General features: G+C 62.8%; 13 protein-coding genes. 8 read left to right on the top strand and 5 right to left on the bottom strand.

Features of this window, described 5'->3' with window-relative positions; genetic code table 11:
* Positions 1-69: 69 nt before the first annotated feature.
* A complete protein-coding gene (locus NQ490_RS07860) occupies positions 70-1,560 on the bottom strand; it encodes a carboxypeptidase M32 (protein ID WP_007047992.1) in 1,491 nt (496 codons plus the stop codon).
* 132 nt (positions 1,561-1,692) lie between these two features.
* Here NQ490_RS07860 and NQ490_RS07865 point away from each other — a divergent pair, with 132 nt between their 5' ends.
* From NQ490_RS07865 to NQ490_RS07875, 3 genes are all read left to right on the top strand, one after another.
* Positions 1,693-2,553: a glycosyltransferase gene (locus NQ490_RS07865; RefSeq protein ID WP_007047991.1), complete on the top strand. Its 861-nt coding sequence runs from the start codon at positions 1,693-1,695 to the stop codon at positions 2,551-2,553.
* A 29-nt stretch (positions 2,554-2,582) separates the two neighbouring features.
* The gene (locus tag NQ490_RS07870; RefSeq protein WP_007047990.1) at positions 2,583-3,557 is read left to right on the top strand and encodes a zinc ribbon domain-containing protein; all 975 of its coding nucleotides are present in this window, start codon (positions 2,583-2,585) and stop codon (positions 3,555-3,557) included.
* 176 nt (positions 3,558-3,733) lie between these two features.
* Positions 3,734-4,276 (top strand): hypothetical protein, encoded by a 543-nt coding sequence (locus NQ490_RS07875; RefSeq protein ID WP_007047989.1) that lies wholly within the window; start codon positions 3,734-3,736, stop codon positions 4,274-4,276.
* Positions 4,277-4,412: 136 nt separating this feature from the next.
* Here NQ490_RS07875 and NQ490_RS07880 read toward each other — a convergent pair whose 3' ends face one another.
* Positions 4,413-6,200 carry an aminopeptidase P family protein gene (locus tag NQ490_RS07880; RefSeq protein WP_007047988.1) on the bottom strand — a complete coding sequence of 596 codons (1,788 nt, stop codon included), beginning with the start codon at positions 6,198-6,200 and terminating at the stop codon, positions 4,413-4,415.
* A gap of 203 nt (positions 6,201-6,403) precedes the next feature.
* Here NQ490_RS07880 and NQ490_RS07885 point away from each other — a divergent pair, with 203 nt between their 5' ends.
* Together NQ490_RS07885 and NQ490_RS07890 are read left to right on the top strand one after the other, a co-directional pair.
* Positions 6,404-7,723: a CobW family GTP-binding protein gene (locus NQ490_RS07885; protein WP_040918406.1), complete on the top strand. Its 1,320-nt coding sequence runs from the start codon at positions 6,404-6,406 to the stop codon at positions 7,721-7,723.
* 319 nt (positions 7,724-8,042) lie between these two features.
* Positions 8,043-9,020: a TIGR03943 family putative permease subunit gene (locus NQ490_RS07890; RefSeq protein ID WP_040918404.1), complete on the top strand. Its 978-nt coding sequence runs from the start codon at positions 8,043-8,045 to the stop codon at positions 9,018-9,020.
* Between the two features lie 219 nt (positions 9,021-9,239).
* Here NQ490_RS07890 and scfB read toward each other — a convergent pair whose 3' ends face one another.
* The 3 genes from scfB to NQ490_RS07905 all read right to left on the bottom strand — a co-directional run bounded on the left by scfB (position 9,240) and on the right by NQ490_RS07905 (position 12,650).
* Complete coding sequence (gene scfB, locus NQ490_RS07895) at positions 9,240-10,694, bottom strand: thioether cross-link-forming SCIFF peptide maturase (RefSeq protein ID WP_007047983.1); 1,455 nt, start codon at positions 10,692-10,694, stop codon at positions 9,240-9,242.
* A gap of 82 nt (positions 10,695-10,776) precedes the next feature.
* Entirely contained in the window at positions 10,777-10,923 is a 147-nt protein-coding gene (scfA, locus tag NQ490_RS07900; protein WP_007047982.1) for a six-cysteine ranthipeptide SCIFF, read from the bottom strand.
* 542 nt (positions 10,924-11,465) lie between these two features.
* The gene (locus tag NQ490_RS07905; protein ID WP_040918402.1) at positions 11,466-12,650 is read right to left on the bottom strand and encodes a hypothetical protein; all 1,185 of its coding nucleotides are present in this window, start codon (positions 12,648-12,650) and stop codon (positions 11,466-11,468) included.
* Positions 12,651-12,803: 153 nt separating this feature from the next.
* On the opposite strand from NQ490_RS07905, the gene NQ490_RS07910 reads away from it, so the two are divergent.
* The 3 genes from NQ490_RS07910 to gltA all read left to right on the top strand — a co-directional run bounded on the left by NQ490_RS07910 (position 12,804) and on the right by gltA (position 16,924).
* Positions 12,804-14,579, top strand: a complete 1,776-nt coding sequence (locus NQ490_RS07910; protein WP_007047978.1) for a hypothetical protein — start codon at positions 12,804-12,806, stop codon at positions 14,577-14,579.
* A 102-nt stretch (positions 14,580-14,681) separates the two neighbouring features.
* On the top strand, positions 14,682-15,524 hold the full coding sequence (locus NQ490_RS07915) for a sulfide/dihydroorotate dehydrogenase-like FAD/NAD-binding protein (protein WP_040918401.1): 843 nt from the start codon (positions 14,682-14,684) through the stop codon (positions 15,522-15,524).
* A gap of 2 nt (positions 15,525-15,526) precedes the next feature.
* Positions 15,527-16,924, top strand: a complete 1,398-nt coding sequence (gltA, locus tag NQ490_RS07920) for an NADPH-dependent glutamate synthase (protein WP_040918399.1) — start codon at positions 15,527-15,529, stop codon at positions 16,922-16,924.
* Positions 16,925-17,003 lie beyond the last annotated feature (79 nt).

Here is a 17,003-nt window from a genome sequence, read left to right on the forward strand (position 1 = left end):
TAATAATAGTATACTATGCCTTGCCCCAATTGCAAGGCCCCGGCTGTGAAGAAAGTGTAAACTTTTCCTTTACAGCTGGTACAGCGCGGTGTACTTGGCTTTGAGATAGTCGGTGAAATAGTGGGGATCAAAGTCGCCGCCGCACAGGCTCTTCACCAGCCAGGCCGGTTCCTTCAGGTTGCCGTACTGCCACAGCCGGTCGCACAAAGCGTCCTTCAGCGGCTGCAGGTTGCCTTCGGCCCACTGGGCGTCCAGGTCCATGGTCTTGCTCAGGTCGGCGATGGCCTGGGCCCCGTAGGCGCTGCCCAGGGCGTAGCTGGGGAAGTAGCCCATGTCGCCCATGGCCCAGTGGATGTCCTGCAGGCAGCCGTGGCCGTCGTCCGGCACGTCCAGGCCCAGGTACTCCTTGTACTTGGCATTCCACGCCGCCGGCAGATCCCGCACCGCCAGGGTGCCCTGGATCATCGCCTTCTCCAGCTCGTACCGCACCATGATGTGCAGCGCGTAGGTCAGCTCGTCCGCCTCGGTGCGGATCAGCCCCGGCTCCGCCCGGTTCACCGCCCGCCAGATCTCCTCCTCGGTGACGTCCGCCAGCTGGGTGGGGAACAGTTCCCGCAGGGTGGGGTAGAGGCAGTGCACAAAGGCCCGGCTCCGGCCTACGTAGTTCTCAAACAGGCGGCTCTGGCTCTCGTGCAGGCCCATGGTGGCGCCGCCCGTGATGGCCGTGTAGTCCAGTTCCGGCGCGATGTGCCGCTCATACAGGGCATGGCCGCCCTCGTGGGCCACGCTGTACAGGTTGGAGAACATGTCCCGGGGCATGTAATGGGTGGTGATGCGCACATCCCCCCGCCAGAATTCCGTGGTGAAGGGATGCTCGCTCTCCGCCAGCAGGCAGTGCTCCGGCTCCAGCCCCCACAGTTCCATGATCTTTTGGGAGACCAGCTTCTGGGCGTCCAGCGGCCAGTCCTGGTCGAGAAAATCCGTGCGGATGGCCGCGCCGTGGTCCCGGATGGCCGCCAGCAGCGGCACGATGGTGGCCCGCAGCGTGGCGAAAAATTCATCGCACTGGGCGATGGTCAGCCCCCGCTCGTACCGGTCCAGCCATACCTCGTAGGGGTCCCGGTCGGGGGCAAAATACTTCGCCTGGGCCCGGCGGGCTTCCACGATTTTTTCCAGATAGGGGGCGAACAGCGCAAAGTCGTTGGTCCGCTTGGCCTTGGTCCACACCGGGATGCTCTGCTGCACCAGCTTGGTGAAGGCCGCATACTCCGCGGCGGGGATCTTGGCGATCTCGTCGTACTGCCGCTGCAGTTCCCGCACCTCGGCGGCCTGCTGCTCGTCCTCCGCGTCCGCCGCCGCCTGGCGCAGCAGCGCCGCGGTGTCCTCGTTCACCAGCAGGTCAAAACTGGCCCGGCTCAGCACCTCGCAGGCCTCCGCCCGGCCGTCGGCGCCCCCCTCCGGGGCCACCGTCTCGGCGTCAAAGTCAATGGCGTTCAGCGCATACCGGTAGGCATACAGCTGCTTTTCCAGCGCCCGCAGGCGCACAATGGATTCTTTCATGGGTCGTACCTCGTGTTTTGTAAAATTCAATCACTGTCTGTTATTTTACCACAGTGCGGCAGCATTTTCCATTGTCAGCGGCGTGAATTTATGGTATTGTGATACTAGACAGAGTGAAGGGGGAATGCAGCCGTGCCGGAGCATCAGCCGCTGGTCAGCATCATCGTGCCGATCTACAACGCCCAGAACCATATTGCGCGCTGTGTCGAGAGTATCCGCCGCCAGACCTATGAAAATCTCGAGATCCTGCTGCTCAACGACGGCAGCCAGGACGTGAGTCTGCAGGTCTGCCAGATGTACGCCGGGGTGGACAAACGCATCGTCCTCATCGACAAGGCCAACAGCGGGGTGGCCGCCACCCGCAACCTGGGGCTGCAGTTCGCCAAAGGGGCGTATCTCCAGTTCGTGGACGCCGACGACACCATCCTGCCCAACGCCACCGAACTGCTGGTGGACCGGGCCACCCGGTTCGACGCCGACCTGGTCATTGCCCACTACAACCGCATCACGCCGCCCCGCCCCCGCAGCGAGGAGGCGGAAGCCCGCCGTCCCCGGCCGCCCCGCCCCGACAAGGTGCAGACCTTCGGCTTCCTGCTGGAAGGTCCCATGAACAAGGAACAGTTCGCGGCGGGCCTTATGCAGGAGCCGGCCAGCTTCTACTACGGCGTCATGTGGAACAAACTCTACCGGGCGGACATCGTCCGCGCCCACGACGACATCCTCTGCGCCGAGGAGCTGGACTGGTCGGAGGACCTCTATTTCAACCTCAGCTACATCCGCTATGCCGAGAAGTTCTACGCCCTCTCCACCCCCATCTACAACTACTACAACACTCCCGGCAGCGCCGTGCATACCGTGCTGAACCCGGTGAATATCGTCACCACCCGGGCGGCGCTGTTCAACTACTACAAGGACCTGTACGAACATCTGGGCCTGTATGAGGAATACAAACCCCAGATCTACAAATACCTGGTGGCTGTGGCCGAGAGCTGAGGCCCCGGGCAAAGAAAGGAGCATCTGCCATGAAACGCTGTCCCAAGTGCGGGGCCGTCAGCCTGCGGCCCGGCGAAAAATTCTGTTCGAGGTGCGGTGCGCCCCTCTCTGACACGCCGCCCCAGGCCTCTGCCGGCTGGCCGCCGGAATCCTTTGTCCGGCGCAAGCGTACCGCGACCATCGTGGTGGTGGTCCTCATGCTGGTGGTGCTGGCGGCGGTGCTCTGGGTGGCGGCTTTCGGGATGTTCGGCCGCCCCGCCCAGCCCGCCGATGCCCCGGTGCAGAACCTGCCCGTCACGGCGGAGACCTCCCAGGGAACGCTGAATCTGGAGGAAGACGACCGGCTGTATCTGGAAAATCTCACGGCGGTGAAGGATATGACCCTCACCCTTGACGGCAAGTCCATCCCGTACGGTGTGGGCGCCGACGGCCGGGTCTACATCGACCGTGCCGCCCTCACCCGGACCGACATCCTGCTGCGGGCCATCCTGCCCAGCGGCGACGGCTGGCAGACCTCCCTGGCCCTGGTCTCCAAACCCAGCAATCCCTCGGCCTCCTTCGGCACCCTCTCGGTCTGCGACGAGGAGGGCTACAACGACCCCGACCAGGCCTACCTGGACGCCATGCTGTCGGTGTACTACCGCTCCCAGCTGCAGGCCTTCAACTCCCGCCAGGTGGAGGACCTGCGCTTCTCCACCGACCTCAACGACCAGAGCTGGGAAGGGTCCATCACCATGGGCGCCTACGACGCCGTGGCCTACAATCTGGACCAGTCCGACATGACCTTTACCACCGCGGGGCTGGCCTACGGGGACCACAAGGTCACCCTGAACGCCGCCGGCCAGTGGACCGGCACCAACCGCACCAGCGGCCAGACCGAGTCCGGCACCGACTACATGACCATCCAGGCCATCTGGCGGGACGGCATCTGGCAGGTGGACCGCTGCATGCCCTGTACCCAGGAAGAATACGAAAACGGTACGCTGAAACTTTCCAGCCACTGAATCCCGGCAGGACCTTGCGGTCCTGCCTTTTTTGTTCACAGAAAGTTTGGAATTTTGGTACTTGACTTAGTCAACTGATTGGGCTATACTTGACATTGTCAAGCGGAGAGGCCGCGAGACAGCAGCAAGAATCCACGCCCGCTGCGGCGGGCCCACCTCAGAAAGGGGTATAAGCGATGAGCAAGCTGAATGCATTTATGGAGATCCTGACCGGACATTTCAACAACAAGGACCAGTACGAGGCCAAGAAGGCGGAGAACTTCCCCTATGCGGAGCATGTGAACACCGCCTGCAACGACAAGATCACCGGATTGCCGGCGGATTTTGCGGGGGTGTTCATGGTGGAGGAGAGCTATTTCACGGCCAATGGCTCCACCCACGCGGCGCCCCATCTGTTCCTGTTCACCGAGCAGGCGGACGGCGTGCTGCTGACCAGCTACGATCTGCCGGCAGGCTACGACAAGGACAGCTTCACCTACGAGAATATGAAGCCGGTGGCCTACGCCGACCTGAAGCCGTCGGCGAAGTTCACCCCGGCGCTGTACAAGGAGAAGGACGGCGTCTGGGAGGGCGGCAGCGTGTCGATGTTCAGCCCGGTGCTGAAGTTCACCCTGTTTGAGCGGTTCAGCCCCGAGGTGCTGGAAGTTTCCGAGAGCATGGAAGTCAACGGCAAACGCACCTTCGGCTACGACGAGCCCATCCTGTACAAGCGGGTATAAGTGTTTTTGTTCCTTCTTTGCAAAGAAGGAACCGAAGAAACTCCCACTAAAAATCCCCCGCAGGGAATTTCCCTGCGGGGGATTTTTGATTAGAGTTCTTTTGGTTCTTTTCTTGCAAGAAAAGAACAGAAAGCGCTTACCGCCCGATGGGCGCGCACTTGTTGGCCAGCCAAGTCTTTTCCTCGTCGTTCAGGCGGGGGGCCAGCGTCTCATAGACATGCTTGTGGAAGGCGTTCAGCCAGTCGATCTGCACCCGGGACAGCTCATCCACCAATACCGGCGTGGTGTCGATGGGCACCACCGTCAGCGGCGTGAATCCCAACCAGTGTCCGTACTGGTTGTCGCCCAGGTCGATGCACTCCAGCTCATTCTCGATGCGGATGCCCACCTCGTCGGTCTCATAGATGCCCGGCTCGTCGGTGATGGTCATGCCCGGCTTGAAGACCACCGGATTGTTGGGCCGCAGGCTCTGGGGGCCCTCATGCACACCGGAAATAAAGCCCACGCCGTGGCCGGTGCCGCAGCGGTAGTTCACCTTGTGCGCCCAGACCGGACCCCGGGCAAAGGTGTCCAGGGCAAACCCCGTGCAGTAATCCAGGAACACCGCCCGGGCCATGTCGATGTGGCTCTGCAGCACCCAGGTGTAATACTTGCGCTCGTCCTCGGTCAGCGGGCCCACCGGATAGGTCCGGGTGATGTCGGTGGTGCCGCAGTCGTACTGGCCGCCGTTGTCCACCAGCAGGAAGCCCCGCCGCTGGATCTTGCTGTTGACCTCGCCCTCGGCATGGTAGTGCATCATCGCCGCGTTGGGACCCCAGGCTGCAATGGTGGAGAAGCTGTCCTCCAGATAGCCCGGCTGCTCCGCACGGCGCTTCTGCAGCATCTTCTCAATGTCGGTCTCGTAGAGCTCCCGGCCCTCGGCCAGGGCTTTCTCCAGGTCCATCTCAAACCGGACCACCGCCACGCCGTCCCGGATGTGGCATTCCCGGATGTTCTTCAGCTCCACCTCGTTCTTCACGCCCTTCAGCGCAAAGATGGGGTCGGCGCCCGCCACCGTCTTGTAGGCGGACAGCGCCGTGTACAGGTCGTAGTTGGTGGCCTTCTCGTCCACCAGGAAGACCTCGCCGGCATCCACCTTGCTCACCGCGTCCAGCAGATCGCCGTAACCCCGGATGGCCACACCACTCTGGGCCAGGGTGGCGGCGTCGGCGTCAGACAGCCGGCCCGGCGCCACAAACAGCGTGCAGTCCTGGGAGGTCACCAGGGCGTAGGCCACCGCCAGCGGCGTGCAGGGCAGATCCCGCGCCCGCAGGTTCAGCAGCCAGCCCACACAGTCCAGACCCGTCACGGCCAGCGCCGTGGCACCGGCCTTGGCCAGCTCGGCGCGCACCATGGCGATGCGCTCGCCCGCCGTGGCGCCGGTCTGGGCCGGAGTCAGCAGCTCACAGGGGGTGTCCGGCAGCGCCGGACGCTCGCCGGAGGCATCCCAGATGGCACTGGCTACGTCCTGGCTCTTCAGAACCGCACCGTTCTTCGCCAGCACTTCGGTGTACTCGTGGGCCAGGTTCGCCGGCACACAGCTGCCGTCCAGCAGCAGCGTCTGGCCCGCCTTTACGTGGTCCGCCAGATACTCCGCCACCGTGGGCACCCCCGCCGAACCGGCGTGCATGCACGCAATCTCGGTGCCCGCCAGCTGCTTGTCCGCCTGCACATAAAAGCGGCCGTCACACCACAGGGCCGAACCCTCCTGGGTCACCACCAGGGTGGAATTCTCCCCCGTGAACCCCGAAAACCAGGGCAGGGCATTGTAATAGTCCGGCAGATACTCGCTGCAGTGCGGGTCGCTGGTCATCAACAATACGGCGTCTGCGCCCGCAGCCTTCGCGGCGGCACGCAGCGCGGCGATCTTTTCATTCGTCGTCAACGTTCAACACTCCCTCGTAAAATGCTTGCCTTCATCATACCACGTTTTATAAAAAGGTCAAGCAGACCATAATATTTGCAAAAAGTTCAAAAAACCGGGACCAAAATGCCCCGAAACCTCTTGACGCGTTTGGTATAATGGTATTAGCAGTTAGTGTTTACGACTGCCAGAACCAACCAATTCAGCGAAACAGAGGTGCCATCATGGCAGAGAATAAGACCAAAATTGATATTTTTTCCGGCTTTCTGGGCGCAGGCAAGACCACGCTCATCAAGAAACTGATCCAGGAGTGCTTCGCCGGGGAGCGCATCGTCCTGATCGAAAACGAATTCGGCGAGATCGGCATTGACGGCGGCTTCATGCGGGAGGCCGGCATCCAGGTCAACGAACTGAACTCCGGCTGCATCTGCTGCTCCCTGGTGGGCGACTTCCGGGAGGCCCTGAAAAAGGTCGTCGAGACCTACCACCCCGACCGCATCCTCATCGAGCCCTCCGGCGTGGGCAAGCTGTCCGACGTGACCCGCGCCGTGGAAGGCGTGGCCGAGACCCTGCCCGTCATCCTCAACAGCTTTGTCACCGTGGCCGATGTGAACAAGGTCAAGATGTATATGAAGAACTTCGGCGAGTTCTACGATGACCAGGTCAGCCATGCTTCCTGCATCATCCTCAGCCGCACCGGCAACGCCAGCGAAAAGAAGATCGCCGACGCCGTGGCCCTGCTCACCGAGAAGAACCCCACCGCCACCATCGTCACCACCGACTGGACCGCCCTGTCCGGCGCCCAGATCGTCTCGGTCATGGACGGCAAGCGCGACCTGGTGGCCGAGCTGCTGGACCAGGCCCGGGCCGCCAACGAGGCCCATGCCGGCGAGGAGGAGCATCACCACCATCACCACCATGAGGACGGCGAGGAGCATGAGTGCTGCCACCATCATCATGACGAGGACGAGGAGCACGAGTGCTGCCACCATCATCATGACGAGGACGAGGAGCACGAGTGCTGCCACCACCATCATCATGACGAGGACGAGGAGCACGAATGCTGCCACCACCATCATGACGAGGATGAGGAGCATGAGTGCTGCCACCACCATCATGACGAGGATGAGGAGCATGAGTGCTGCCACCATCACGATCATGACCATGAGGAGGGCGAGTGCTGCCATCATCACGATCATGACCATCACGAGCACCACTACGACGAGCACGGCGTCTGCAGCTGCGGGCATCATCACCACGACCACGACGCCGACGAGGTATTCACCAGCTGGGGCCGGGAGACGGCCCACAAGTTCAGCCGCGCGGTGCTGGACGAGGCCCTCACCAAGCTGGACGGCGGCGATTACGGCATGATCCTGCGGGCCAAGGGCATCGTGGACGGCGGCGCCGACGGCTGGCTGGAGTTCGACATGGTCCCCGGCGAGCACGAGATCCGTCCCAGCACCCCCGACGTCACCGGCAAGCTCTGCGTCATCGGCTCCAAACTGCAAGAGGGCGCTATTGCAGAACTGTTTGGCCTTTAAGCCCTCAAAGAGGGGAACAGTCCCGCAGGTTGCCGCCTGACGGGCCTATTCCCCCCTTTGGATATACGGGTTGCGGTGCCCGCATCGTGCAGCACGCCTTGGGGCGGCGTTTGCACTCTGCGACCGCGGCCCCTGTTCCGCCGCGCTAATTCTGCCGCAGGCAGCGCGCGTCTTCACAGCCCTCGACAAAATTTTGCCCAAAACCGCGCACTCGTCGCGGGCTCCTCGCACACAATTTTGAGCAAAATTTCCCTGTCGGTGTCGCCGCCGTCGGCGCATGTCCGCCGGCGGTGACGGTTTCAACAGAAAGGATACTACTATGGCAAGACAGATTCCGGTCTACCTGTTTGTAGGCCAGCTGGAGAGCGGCAAGACCAAGTTCATCCAGGAGACGATGGAGGACCCCCAGTTCGATTCCGGCGACAAGACGCTGCTGCTGGTCTGCGAGGAGGGCGAGGAAGAGTACGATCCCGACCGCTTCGCTTTCGGCGGGGTGCATGTGGCCCAGCTGGAGGACAAGAGCGAGCTGAACAAAGAAAACCTGGAAGCGCTGGAGAAAAAATCCGGCTGCGGCCGTGTCATCATCGAGTACAACGGCATGTGGCTGATCCAGGACCTGTACGACGCCCTGCCGGACAACTGGCTGGTGTATCAGTGCCTGGCCACGGCGGACGGCACCACCATCAAGACCTACGCGGGGGACAACGCCATGCGGTCCCTCTTGCTGGACAAGCTGCGGGGCAGTGAGCTGCTGGTGGTGAACCGCGCCGAGCATGTCAACGACGACGAGAGCCGCCAGCTCATCCACAAGCTGGTGCGCCAGGCCAGCCGCCGCTGCGACATCGCCTACGAGTTCGCCGACGGCAGCGTGGCCTACGACGACATCCCCGACCCGCTGCCCTTCGACGTGAACGCCCCGGTCATCGAGATCCCCGAGGAATTCTTCGGCATCTGGTATATGGACTGCATGGACGACGCCAAGAAATACGACGGTAAGACGGTGAAATTCCTGGCCCAGGTCTGCCAGACCAACCGCGCGGGCAAGAACAGCTTTGTGCCCGGCCGGTTCGCCATGACCTGCTGCGTGCAGGACATCCAGTTTGTGGGCTTCCCCTGCAAGTACGACGACTACAAGAACCTGGAACAGCGCAGCTGGATCACCCTGACCGCCAAGGTCAACGTGAAGTACCATCCCATCTACCAGGGCCAGACCCCCGATTCCACCGGCCCGGTGCTGACGGCCCTCAAAGTCGAACCCGGCGAAAAGCCCAAGGACGACGTGGTCATGTTCAGCTGAACAGGGGACCGTTCTTTTCTTGCAAGAAAAGAACCAAAAGAACTCTCATAAAAAATATCCCGCAGGGATTTTCCCTGCGGGATATTTTTGTTGGGATTTTTTCGGCTCTTCCTCGCAAAAAGGACAGCCCACGGTGCCGACCTGTAACAGCGGGGGAGTACACATTCATGGGTAAAAGGTTGGAGTTTCTTTGCCTACTTTCTTTGCAAAGAAAGTAGGTCACTCGCAGCCGTCTTTGGTTTCGCCGCAGCCGTCGCAGTCGCTTTCATACTGCACGGCGTTGCGGGCCAGTTCCGGGTCCAGGCGCTGGGCCACCTGGATCATCAGGGCGCACTCCATCCGCTTGCGGAACACCTTGCATCCGTACTCGTAGGTGCCGTGGATATCGCCGGTGGCGTGCAGGGCGTTGGCCGCGCAGCCGCCCGCGCAGTACAGCCGCGCCCAGCAATCCTTGCAGTCGGGGCGGGCGTAGACGTTGCAGAGCTTGAACTCATCCCGCAGGGCGGTGTTGGTCACGCCGTCCCACACGTTGCCCAGCTTGTAGTCCGGGTCACCCACGAACTGGTGGCAGGGATACAGATCGCCCCAGGGCGTCACCGCCATGTACTCGGTGCCAGACCCGCAGCCCGAGATCCGCTTGTAGATGCAGGGGCCGTGCTTCAGGTCCAGAATGTAGTGATAGAAGGTGATGGGCTTGCCCGCCTTCTGGCGGCGGAGCATGTCCTTGGCCAGCAGCTCGTACTGGTCGAACAGCTTGGGCAGGTCCTCCTCGGTGAGGGCTTCGGGGGAATCGGCGGGGGCCACCACCGGCTCCATGGACAGTTCCGTGAAGCCCAGATCGTCCGCCATGTGGAACAGATCGTTGGTGAAATCCACGTTGTGATGCGTAAAAGTGCCCCGCATGTAGTAGCCTTTGCCGCCGCGGGCCTTGACCAGCTTCTGGAACTTCGGCACGATGCGGTCATAGCTGCCGTTGCCCGCCAGGTCCACACGGAACCGGTCGTTGACCTCCTTGCGGCCGTCCAGCGAGAGCACCACGTTGTAGCACTCCTGGTTGGCCCACTGGATGACCTCGTCGGTGAGGCCGATGCCGTTGGTGGTCAGGGTGAACCGGAAATTCTTGCCCGCCGCCTTCTCGATGCTGCGGGCGTAGGCCACCAGCTGCTTGCATACCTCAAAGTTCATCAGCGGTTCGCCGCCGAAAAAGTCCACTTCCAGGTTGCGCCGGGTGCCCGAATGGGCGACCAGGAAATCCAGCGCCTGCTTGCCGGTTTCAAAGCTCATCAGCCCCGCCTCGCCGTGGAACTTGCCCTGGGCCGCAAAACAGTAGCTGCAGTTCAGGTTGCAGGTGTGCGCCACGTGCAGGCAGAGCGCCTTCACCACGTTGGAACGGTTCTTGAAGTCAAAGGCATGGTCGGCGTAGGCGTCGGGGGCAAACAGCTTGCCCTCCTTCGTCAGCTCGTCGATGTCGTCCAGGCAGTCCTGAATGTCGCCGGCGGTCACGTCGTCACGGCCTGCGTACTTCTTCGCCAGGGCGTCGGCGGCTTCCTCCCGGGTCTTGCCCCCGTCGATGAGGGCGATGGCGTCATAGGCCACGTCGTCCACGGCGTGCACGCTGCCGCTGAACACGTCCAGCACGATGTTGTACCCGCCCAGTTTGTACTGATGGATCATGGAAAAACTCCTTGTAAAATAACCATAGAAAATGCCGGGCGCCGCACGGGCTGCCCGGCACGATTGCCAGATGGGTGAAAAATCAGTCCTCAGCCTTCTCGCAGGGCTGGTTCGCGATGCCGCAGCTGGTCTTGCAGGCGCTCTGGCAGGAGGTCTGGCATTCGCCGCAGCCGCCGTTCTGGAGGCTCTTGACCATATCGCGGGTTTCGAGAGTCTGAATGTGCTTCATACAACAGTCACTCCTTTGCACAAGTTTGGATTGTTCTTATTGTACACGTATCCCGGACCCTTGTCAAGCAGCCCGCCCCGCCTCCACGAGAGCCTTGTGGAAAACTTTTCCCCCAAAACCCGCCGGACAGGGCTTTCCACCGGGTTTTCCACATTTTCAACAGAAAAAACCGGGGAGTTTTCCACCCTTTCCACAGAGTTTTCCACAATTTCAACGTGGATAACCCCTTTACACAGTGGATAACCGGCTGGAAATATACGGAATGTTTGGTTCCTTCTTTGCAAAGAAGGAACCGAAGAAACTCCAAACATGGGTACCGGAACGCTGCGGACGGGGGAGAAAGGGTTCCACGCCTTTGCGCGGCAGCGGGGGAAGATCTTCTTTGCAAAGAAGGAACCGAAGAAATGCCAAACATAAGTACCGGAACGCTGCGGGCAAGGGGGGCATACCTTTGGGGGGCGGCAGCATGTCCGCCGGCCGCGATGGGGTTAAAAAGTGCATCCCAAAAGAAAAAAGCCTCCGGAACGGAGGCTGTAAGGGTTTTAATGTCTGCGCCGGTGGGAGACAAACAGCGCGCAGCTCATGATCAGGAAGAAGACCGCCAGCGCCGCCACGATGAGGAGCAGCAGCTCGAAAATCTTCACGTTGAAGTGGCTCTGCAGCGTCTGGGTGGCGTCCTCGATGGCCGCGCTGGTGCTGCTCACCGTGCTGGACGCGCCGCTCTCCGCCGCTGCCAGTGCCGCCGAGGCCGCATCGCTGTCCCCCAGGGCCGTCAGCGCATCCGCCAGCGCCTGGCCGCCCATGGCCACCAGCCGGTTGTTGGTCTCGCTCTTGACCTTCTCGCCGTTCACCGCCCCCGACAGATACTCCGCCAGCAGGTCGGTGGCGCCCCGCACTGCGGGGGCGTAGCTCTCGTCGATGGTCCAGCCGTCCACCGTCCACATGCCGTTCATGTAGAACAGCAGCTGCATGCCGGAATCCGAAACCACCGCATTATAGATGGTGTCCGCAAAGCCCGTGGAGGAGGTGTCCACCGTGCCGAAACTCAGCGAGATGAACTGGTAGGCCCGGTCATAGTCGGTGAGGCCGTCGTAGTAGCTGCGCAGGGCGTCGGCAATGTCGGTGTCCTTGGTCAGCTGGGAGCCCACCACCACCGAGTCCAGATCCGCCCGCAGGTCCTGGTCGCCGAACTTGCTGGTGGAACCGTCGTCATCGATGTTGAAGGTGGCCCGCATGGCTTCGGCGTAGCCCGCAGCGTCGCTGGCCTGGCCGTAGTAGGCCTGGGCCAGCTCCATGCAGTCGCCGCCCCAGCTGCCCGTGATGGGAATGCCGTTGTACACCAGGTTCATCGACGCCAGCAGATGCCCGAAGTCGATGGCCTGGCCGCTGGGCAGCGTTACCGTGTTCATCCCCTGCAGCGCCGAAAGGTCGCTGTCGTTCTGGGAGACATAGCTCTCAAATTCCGTGTCCCGGGCGCCGGCGGTCAGCTGCCACATCGTGGTGTTGTAGTCCCCGGTGCGGGTGTAGCCCAGCGTCAGCAGGATGGGGTCGGCGTCGTGCTCCGCCGCATAACTTACCGCCAGGTCCTGCAGACGGCCCAGGCGGTCCAGCGTTTCGTCATAGTCCGCCGCCGCAGCGCGCGGGGCGACCCAGAAAAACAGGGCCGCCATCAGCCCCAGCAGTACCACCAGCCGGGGCAGACGGATCGTGTGGGAATACGTGGTCAAGCACCTCCATCATTGTTTCCGAATTGTAACCTTTACAGTATACCACAAAAGCCGGCGTTTTGTCACGAAATTTTTGTGAAACTGACGCCCCCTTTACTTGCGGGCCGCCCTGCCGTATAATGGCTGTAACAATCATAACGGAGGATTCCCACCATGACAAGGGGTAAAAAATACCAGGGCTGGCTCTGGGTGCTGGCGCTCTTCGCGGTGTGCACCGTGGTGTACGGCCTGCTCAGCAGTTATCCCCGGGAACTGGCCGTCTACAGCGACGAGGTCCGCTATCTGGACATCGCCCGCAGTCTCTGGCAGGGCCGCGGCCTGCGGGTGCGCAACATGCCCAGCGATTACCAGAAGATCCTCTACCCCCTGTGCATCCTGCCCGCCCTCCTTCTAAAGACCACCGCCGCCCAGATCACCGCCATCGGCTGGCTGAACGCCGCCTGGGCGTCCAGTGCGGTCTTCCCGGCCTACGCCCTGGCCCGGGCCACCGGCCAGAATCGCCGCCGCACCGCCTTCCTGGTGGGCATCACGGCGGTGCTGCCCACCCTGTCCGCCTGCGCCACCTTTATGAGCGAGACGGTCTTCCTGCCCCTCTCGTTGTGGCAGGTCTACTTCCTGTGGCGCGCCATGGCCGCCGCCCCCCGCCCCCGCATCGCCTGGAGCGCTCTGGCCGGGGCCTGGTGCTGGCTGCTCTATTTAAATAAAGAAGTGGCCCTCTATTACCTCATCGCCTGGGTGCTGCTCCGCCTCTGGGTCACCGCTCACGATCCTCGCAGCTGGCCCGCCGAACTGGCCGGGGTGGCTGCCCTGCTGGGCGCCTTCCTCCTCTGCTTCGCGGGGTCCAAGCTCACCCTCTTTGCGGGGCTGGGCAACTCCTACAACCAGACCGGCTGGCTCACCGCCGAACAGTGGGCCTTCCTGCCCTTCGCCGTGGTCTGCGACGTCCTCTTCACCGTGCTGGCCTTCGGGGTCTTTCCGGTGCTGGTGCCCCTGTGCGCCCTGCGCCGCCCCCGCCCCGGCACCGACCCCCGCCGCACCCAGCTGCCCCTGCTGGTACTGCTGGCCTTGGGGCTGGGCGTGGGCGTGGTGGCCTGGAGCATCACCGTGCGGGAGGACCTGGGCTCCGCCTCCCCCCGGCAGCACATGCGCTACCTGGAACCCCTGCTGATTCCGCTGCTGCTGGTGACGATGGACGCCCTGGACGGCGCCCTGACCCCGGTGCGCCGCCGTCTGCTGGCGGGGCTCACCGCCCTGTGGGGCGTGGGCTTTCTGGTCTTTTGCCGGGACATCGGCCCCGGCGCCGGGGACAACACCTTCCTGCAGTGGTTCGACTTCGTGGCCGACCGGCTGGACCGTCTGCCGGTGCTGGGCTCTGACGGCTGGCTGCTGGTGTGGCGGGTCGTCATCGTGGCGGGCGCCGCCGCGCTGGGGACGGCCCTGGTACGGCGCAGGGCCCGCAGGCCGATGGCCGCGGCGGCCCTGGTCCTCTGCGTGCTCTGCTACGCCGGGGAATGGCGCATCAACCGCTGGACCTACGGCGTGGACGAGGACACCGTCCGGGCCGCCAGCGCCCTCAACGATTCCCTCAAGACTCTGGAGGGCACCGTGCTGTTTATCCCCCAGGGCGTGCGCCAGCGGGACAGCCAGCTCATGGACACCTACCTGGACCGGGACGTTTACCTCTGCGAGTATGAGACGCTGGCGGCCGCGGGATTCCTGGACGACGGCGTGCTGGATCTGACCACCGAGGCCCCCGGCTCCGAATATCCCGGCCGCCCCTACGAGGACCTGACAGGCGCCGACTGGATCCTCGTGTCCGACGGGGTGCCCCTGGACACTTCGGCCCTGGAACCCTCCGGCATCGCCTGCCCGGCGGGCTATACGCTGTGGCGCAATCCCACGCCGGAACGGGTGGCCTTTGGGGGATAAACACAGGATTTGCAAAGTTTTGCCGCGGCTTCGTGCTTTACAAGGCCGCTCAAATACGCTACAATAAAATCACCAAAAAAACAAAGAGAAGGAGAGATCGCTTTGTTCACCATCATGAAACGGCGGGAACTGAACCCCACCGTCACCGAACTGTGGATCCATGCGCCGCTCATCGCCAAAAAGGCGAAGGCCGGGCAGTTCATCATCGTGCGCCCCAAGGAGGACTCCGAGCGCATCCCCCTGACCATTGCGGGGTATGACCGGGAAGCCGGCACTGTCTCCATCATCTTCCAGGTGGTGGGCGCCGGTACGATGGAACTGAACACCCTGAAGGAGGGCGAAGCGGTCCATGACTTTGTAGGCCCCCTGGGCAAAGCCACCGAGATCGAAGGCCTGAAGAACGTCTGCGTGGTGGGCGGCGGCGTGGGCTGTGCCATCGCCCTGCCGGTGGCCCAGGCACTCCACGCCCAGGGCACCCGGGTGACCGGTATCGTGGGCTTCCGCAACAAGGACCTGGTCATCCTGGAGGAGGAGTTCCGCGCCTGCTGTGATGATTTCATCATCATGACCGACGACGGCTCCTACGGCGAGAAGGGCGTGGTCACCGCGCCTCTGGAAGCCAAGATCAACGAGGGCGCCAACTTTGACGAGGTCATCGCCATCGGCCCGCTGATCATGATGAAATTCGTGGTCAAGACCACCAAGCCCCATGGCGTCAAGACGGTGGTGTCCATGAACCCCATCATGGTGGACGGCACCGGCATGTGCGGCGGCTGCCGCCTGACGGTGGGCGGCAAGACCAAGTTCGCCTGCGTGGACGGCCCCGACTTTGACGGTTTTGAAGTGGATTTTGACGAAGCTATGCACCGCGGCACCATGTACAAGCCTTTTGAGGGCCACGCCCGCGAGGAAGAGTGCAATCTGCTGAAACAGGAGGTGCAGTGATCATGCCGAACATGGACCCGAAAAAGTGCCCCATGCCCAGCCAGGACCCCAACGTCCGGAACAAGAACTTCAAAGAGGTGGCCCTGGGCTACACCGCCGAGATGGCGGTCAACGAGGCCCAGCGCTGCCTGCAGTGCAAGAACCACCCCTGCCGCTCGGGCTGCCCGGTGGATATTGATATTCCCGGCTTCATCGCCCATGTGGCCAAGGGCGAGTTCGAGGAGGCCTACAAGGTCATCGCCCAGTCCAGCGCCCTGCCCGCCGTCTGCGGCCGCGTCTGCCCCCAGGAGAACCAGTGCGAGGGCAAGTGCGTCCGGGGCATCAAGGGCGAGCCGGTGGGCATCGGCCGTCTGGAGCGGTTCGTGGCCGACTGGTACCGGGAAAACGTACATACCAAGCCCGAAAAACCCACCCCCAACGGCCACAAGGTGGCGGTCATCGGCGCCGGTCCCTCCGGCCTGACGGTGGCCGGCGACCTGGCCAAGATGGGCTATCAGGTCACCGTGTATGAGGCCCTCCATGTGGCGGGCGGCGTGCTGATGTACGGCATCCCCGAGTTCCGTCTGCCCAAGGACATCGTCCAGCACGAGGTGGAAGGCCTCAAGGAACTGGGCGTGGACATCGAGTGCAACATGGTCATCGGCAAGGTGCTGACCATCGACGAACTGATGAACGACTACGGCTTCGAGGCGGTCTACATCGCCTCCGGCGCCGGTCTGCCCCGGTTCATGGGCATCCCCGGCGAGAGCCTCAACGGCGTCTACTCCGCCAACGAGTACCTGACCCGCGTCAACCTGATGAAGGCCTACCTGCCGGAGTCCCACACCCCCATCATGAAGTCCCGCGCCGTGGCCGTGGTAGGCGGCGGCAACGTGGCCATGGACGCCGCCCGCTGCGCCAAGCGTCTGGGGGCTGAGACCGTCTACATCGTCTACCGCCGCGGCATGGCCGAGCTGCCCGCCCGCAAGGAGGAAGTGGAACACGCCGAGGAGGAAGGTATCATCTTCAAGACGCTGACCAACCCCGTGGAGGTCCTGGGCGACGAGAACGGCTGGGTCAAGGGGATGACCTGCGTGGAGATGGAACTGGGCGAGCCTGATGAATCCGGCCGCCGCCGCCCCATCGTCAAGGAGGGCAGCGAGTTCGAGCTGGACGTGGATACCATGATCATGGCCCTGGGCACCAGCCCCAACCCGCTGATCCGTTCCACCACCCCGGGTCTGGACGCCGACCGTCACGGCTGCCTCATCACCAACGGCCCCGACGGCCTCACCAGCCGCCCCTTCGTCTACGCCGGCGGTGACGCCGTCACCGGTGCGGCCACCGTCATCCTGGCCATGGGCGCCGGCAAGGAAGCCGCCAAGGCCATCGACAAGGCCATCAAAGAAAAGGAACAGTAAAACGTGAGCTCCATCCCGCACTGAGAGGTGCGGGATTTTTTTGACGATGCGCTGACGCTTTTGCCCCGCAGGAGGGGGC

This window comes from Subdoligranulum variabile (assembly GCF_025152575.1).
Taxonomy (GTDB): Bacteria; Bacillota; Clostridia; order Oscillospirales; family Ruminococcaceae; genus Gemmiger; species Gemmiger variabilis.

Excerpts from the sequence above, each read along its gene's own strand:
- gltA (WP_040918399.1), top strand. The coding sequence starts at position 15,527 with ATGCCGAACATGGACCCGAAAAAGTGCCCCATGCCCAGCCAGGACCCC.
- scfB (WP_007047983.1), bottom strand. The coding sequence starts at position 10,694 with ATGATCCATCAGTACAAACTGGGCGGGTACAACATCGTGCTGGACGTG.
- scfA (WP_007047982.1), bottom strand. The coding sequence starts at position 10,923 with ATGAAGCACATTCAGACTCTCGAAACCCGCGATATGGTCAAGAGCCTC.
- NQ490_RS07910 (WP_007047978.1), top strand. The coding sequence starts at position 12,804 with ATGACAAGGGGTAAAAAATACCAGGGCTGGCTCTGGGTGCTGGCGCTC.
- NQ490_RS07875 (WP_007047989.1), top strand. The coding sequence starts at position 3,734 with ATGAGCAAGCTGAATGCATTTATGGAGATCCTGACCGGACATTTCAAC.
- NQ490_RS07890 (WP_040918404.1), top strand. The coding sequence starts at position 8,043 with ATGGCAAGACAGATTCCGGTCTACCTGTTTGTAGGCCAGCTGGAGAGC.
- NQ490_RS07860 (WP_007047992.1), bottom strand. The coding sequence starts at position 1,560 with ATGAAAGAATCCATTGTGCGCCTGCGGGCGCTGGAAAAGCAGCTGTAT.
- NQ490_RS07870 (WP_007047990.1), top strand. The coding sequence starts at position 2,583 with ATGAAACGCTGTCCCAAGTGCGGGGCCGTCAGCCTGCGGCCCGGCGAA.
- NQ490_RS07885 (WP_040918406.1), top strand. The coding sequence starts at position 6,404 with ATGGCAGAGAATAAGACCAAAATTGATATTTTTTCCGGCTTTCTGGGC.